The sequence below is a fragment of the Pseudomonas typographi genome (assembly GCF_014694385.1).
Classification (GTDB): Bacteria; Pseudomonadota; Gammaproteobacteria; order Pseudomonadales; family Pseudomonadaceae; genus Aquipseudomonas; species Aquipseudomonas typographi.
On sequence record NZ_JAAOCA010000094.1, the window covers coordinates 1 to 1,122 of the forward strand.

Below are 1,122 nucleotides of genomic sequence, written 5' to 3' on the forward strand. Positions count from 1 at the left end.
CCAAGCCGATGGCGAATGGGTGCACCTGGTCTACGTGCTGAGCGAGGGCGCGGTCGATGGCCTTGAAGACATCATGCTCGGCGAAGAGTCGATCAGTACCTATGGCGCCTATGCGACCTATGAGCTGGTGGTCAACCCGACCACGGTCAACGCCTTTCTGAAGGCCAATTGCAAGGACTGGAAGGACAGCCAGATTGGCACCGGGCTGTCATTCGTGCGCCTGTCGTTGTGCTACAACGCCGAGAAATTCCCGTCGGGCATTCCTGATGCTCGTTTCATCGTGCGCGGCCGGAACGATATCTACGACCCACGCACCGGCGCCGCCGGCTACACCAGCAACACCGCGCTGCACATCCTCTGGTACCTGCGCACCCGCTGCGGCATTCCCGACGATGAGATCGTGATGTCCACCTTCGCCAGCGCCGCGAATGTGTGCGACGAGACCGTGACGAATGCCGACGGCTCCGTGAGCCCGCGCTATGCCACGTCTTGCGTGATCGGCGCTGACGAGCAGCGCACCCAGGTGCTGCAAAAGCTCGAGGCCTCTTGCGCGGGCAAGCTGATCCGCGTCGGTGGGCGCTGGATGCTGCAAGCGGGCGCCTACTATGGCCCATATGACTTCGAGATTACCGAAGACATGGTGGTGGGCACCGTCACGGGCGGCACCGAACCAAGCAACGACGCTGCCATCAACACCGTGCGCGGGACGTTCACCGATCCGTCGCAGTCCTGGGCGGATACGGATTACCCCGAAGTCGTGATTGATGAGTGGGTAACCGAAGACGGCGGGGAGGCGGCAGAAACCCTCAGCTACTCCTACGTGACCGATCCGTACCAGGCGCAGCGGCTGGCCAACATCGAGCTTCGCCGCCGGCGCGCGGGCGGGGCCATCAGCTTCTCCATGAACTTCCTTGGCTACAACTGCCGCCCCGGGCGCGTGGTCTGGCTTAACCTGGCCTCGCTGAATATCCAGGGGGAGTTCATCGTCACCGACTGGACGATGGGCGTCACGGAAGGATGCACCATCACGCTGGCGCAGTACGACCCGGCCATCTACGACGATGCCGTGGGCCAGCCCTACAATCCCATCGGCTTCATCAGCCTCCCCGCCGGCGGCCTGGG

1 pseudogene is annotated in these 1,122 nt (G+C 63.5%); it reads left to right on the top strand.

Going from position 1 to position 1,122, the window contains the following annotated elements:
- Window positions 1-1,122: pseudogene (locus HAQ05_RS27780) on the top strand (host specificity protein J); the annotation flags it as partial.